General features: G+C 65.6%; 5 protein-coding genes. 2 read left to right on the top strand and 3 right to left on the bottom strand.

The window, feature by feature from the left end; genetic code table 11:
- Together RMO40_RS06725 and RMO40_RS06720 are read left to right on the top strand one after the other, a co-directional pair.
- Positions 1–417 (top strand): MFS transporter (locus RMO40_RS06725; protein WP_309718070.1); only part of this gene is annotated, 417 nt, incomplete at its 5' end.
- A 3-nt stretch (positions 418–420) separates the two neighbouring features.
- A complete protein-coding gene (locus tag RMO40_RS06720; RefSeq protein ID WP_309718067.1) occupies positions 421–564 on the top strand; it encodes a hypothetical protein in 144 nt (47 codons plus the stop codon).
- Between the two features lie 43 nt (positions 565–607).
- On the opposite strand, the gene RMO40_RS06715 is transcribed toward RMO40_RS06720, so the two are convergent.
- The 3 genes from RMO40_RS06715 to RMO40_RS06705 form a co-directional block, all read right to left on the bottom strand.
- On the bottom strand, positions 608–823 hold the full coding sequence (locus RMO40_RS06715) for a cysteine-rich CWC family protein (protein ID WP_309718064.1): 216 nt from the start codon (positions 821–823) through the stop codon (positions 608–610).
- A gap of 1 nt (position 824) precedes the next feature.
- On the bottom strand, positions 825–1,679 hold the full coding sequence (locus tag RMO40_RS06710; protein ID WP_309718061.1) for a hypothetical protein: 855 nt from the start codon (positions 1,677–1,679) through the stop codon (positions 825–827).
- A 353-nt stretch (positions 1,680–2,032) separates the two neighbouring features.
- Positions 2,033–2,639, bottom strand: a 607-nt coding sequence (locus tag RMO40_RS06705; RefSeq protein ID WP_309718059.1) for an AMP-binding enzyme, incomplete at its 5' end; no start/stop codon positions are given.

Genomic DNA, 2,639 nt, shown 5'->3' with positions numbered 1-2,639 from the left:
CTGCCGGCGGATGAGTTGAAGAAGAAGGACGCGGCCTTCAAGGGTGCGGTGGCCGCTGCGCTGAAGGAGGCCGGCTATCCGGCCAAGGCCGACCCGGCCAAGATCAACAAGCCACTGGTCGTGGCCATCCTCACCTTGCTCGTGATCTACGTGACCATGGTTTATGGTCCGATCGCCGCGATCCTGGTGGAGATGTTCCCGACCCGCATCCGCTACACCTCGATGAGCTTGCCGTACCACATCGGCAACGGCTGGTTCGGCGGGCTGCTGCCTGCCACGGGGCTCGCGATCGTGGCGCAGACCGGCAACATGTACAACGGCCTCTGGTATCCGATCATCTTTGCCCTCATCACCTTCGTGGTCGGCATGATGTTCGTCAAAGAGACCAAAGACGTCGACATCTACGCGAAGGACTGATCCATGTGGAAACTTGTCCTCGGGTTCGTGGTCTTTGCAGCCCTGACGCTCTGGGTGCTCAGCAAAGGGGGTGACATCGATATGAGTGGCGAAAAGCACGGTATCGAGGTCTCGCCCGAAGCCGCGGCCTCGGCGGCGTCGAAGTAGACGAGACCCGTCTGGTTCGACAGACAGCCGGCTCAGCCCCGACTCAGGGCTGAGCCGGCTTTTTCACGTCTGCGCCGGGTGGGGTCTGCTGCAGCTTGGCGAGGCAGGTCATGCACACGCAGCGTTCGTATTGCGAGCGCAGCATTTGTGTGGAAGCAGGTGAGAGCGTGAACTGCCCGCAGGCGCAGGGCAGGGGATCGTTGACGCCGCAGTGGAACGCGCCGCCGCAACGCGGGCAGCTGGCGTCGGCGGCGTTCACATCAGCTGCGTCGACGTCGGGCCAGCACGGCCGTGGCGAGCCCCAGGCCCGTGAGCCAGGCCCAGCCGAGGGCGCCACCGCCGTCGTCGCCGCCACCCCCACCGCCGCTGGCGGGTGGCGGTGTGGTCGAGCCGACCTGGCCGGTGAGAGGCACTGCGCGGGTGAAGGTGGTTCCCGAGCCCTGCACACGCATCGAGAGGTTCAACGAGGCTGAGTAGGCCGCGGTGTCGGGCGCCGAGAAGCGCACGTCGACACGGCACGAGGTGGTGTTGAGCAAGGTGCTTGCGGCCAGGGTCTGCGCGTTGCAGGTGTCGGCCGTGGACGTGAACCGGGCCGCGCCAGAACCGGTGATCGTGACGCCGGTGATGGTCAACGTGCCGGTGGTGATGGAGTTGTTGAGATCCACCGACTGCGACAGCGTGTTGGTGTTGATGGCCGTGGCCGTGAAGCTGAGCTGAGCCGCGCTGGTCTTGGGCGTGTCGGCGAGGTAGGCCGCGATGTTGCCGCGTTGTTCAGGGCTCAGCTGGTTGTACTGACCCATGACCCCGCCAAAGTTTCCGCCGATGGCCGCGCCAAAGCGTGACAAGGCCCGATCAAAGGTGACAGCGGTGAAGATGGGCGTCGACGCCGTGCTGCCCGTGGCGATGCGGTTGCGCCGATCTTGAGCGTTGTGGCAGTTGGTGCAGTTTCCCAGTGCCCCGATACCCGATTCGTTGGACGTGTCTTCGAACAGGCGCTTGCCCACAATCGGGTCACCCGAGGTCTGCGCCACGCTGGGTGCTGCCCACAGCGCCAGGCAGGCCAGCGCGGCTCCGGTCAGAAGCCAGCGGGTGGGAATGCGTTCGAGAAGGTTCATGGCGTGAAAGGCGCGCGCCGCGGAATTTGCGGACTTTGCATTTCATCGCGTTGCCTCTCTCGTGGGGGCACGAGGTTGTTACGCCTTGTGTAACCAGGGCACGCGCCCATGGCCGGGCGTGAGTGAAAGAGCTCCGGCTGCGCGTGCGATGTTTGGCAGCGCGTGGCCCATTGCCCCAGGTGGCCCCCCGCGCTCCAGGATGCGTCTGCTTACCAGCAGTGGCCTGCCACCAACGATGCCCTTCCCGCCGGAGCTACCGTTCGCCCTGAGCCCGTCGAAGGGCCCCTGTGCACGCCGCTGGCTTCGACAGGCTCAGCCCGAACGGGGAGGGGGATCGTAAAACTCTCAGGCTCTCAGCCCTTGTCGAAGAGCGCCATGTGCTGCTCGCGCAGCTGGTTCTTCAGCACCTTGCCCATGGCATTGCGGGGCAGCTCGCTCACCACGTAGACGCGCTTGGGCACCTTGAAGTTGGCGATGCGGTTCTTCAGGCTTTGCACGATGGCCGCGTCGTTGAGGTGGGAGCCGGGTTTGGCCACCACCACGGCCACGCCGGCTTCGCCGAAGTCAGGGTGGGGCACGCCGATCACCGCGCTTTCGGCCACGCCGGGCATCTCGTTGATGAAGCCTTCGATCTCGGCCGGGTAGACGTTGTAGCCGCCCGAGATGATGAGGTCTTTGCTGCGCCCGACGATGGTCACGTAACCCTGGTCGTCGACGCGGCCCACGTCGCCGGTCTTGAACCAGCCATCGGCGGTGAACTCTTCTTTCGTCTTGTCGGGCATGCGCCAGTAGCCGGCAAACACGTTGGGTCCGTTGACCTGGATGCCGCCCACCTCTCCGGCGGGGCAGGGCTGGCCTGTGTCGTCTCGCACCCGCAGGCCCACGCCGGGCAGCGCGAAACCGACGGTGCCGCCACGCCGCTCGCCGTCTTCTGTGCGGTAGGGGTTGGAGGTGAGGATG

It is taken from the genome of Rhizobacter sp., from assembly GCF_031412075.1.
GTDB lineage: Bacteria > Pseudomonadota > Gammaproteobacteria > Burkholderiales > Burkholderiaceae_C > Rhizobacter.
This window is presented reverse-complemented; position numbering and strand designations above follow the sequence as displayed.

Bases quoted from the DNA above. Each gene is read 5' to 3' on its own strand.
- RMO40_RS06720 (WP_309718067.1), top strand. From the start codon at position 421: ATGTGGAAACTTGTCCTCGGGTTCGTGGTCTTTGCAGCCCTGACGCTC.
- RMO40_RS06710 (WP_309718061.1), bottom strand. From the start codon at position 1,679: ATGAACCTTCTCGAACGCATTCCCACCCGCTGGCTTCTGACCGGAGCC.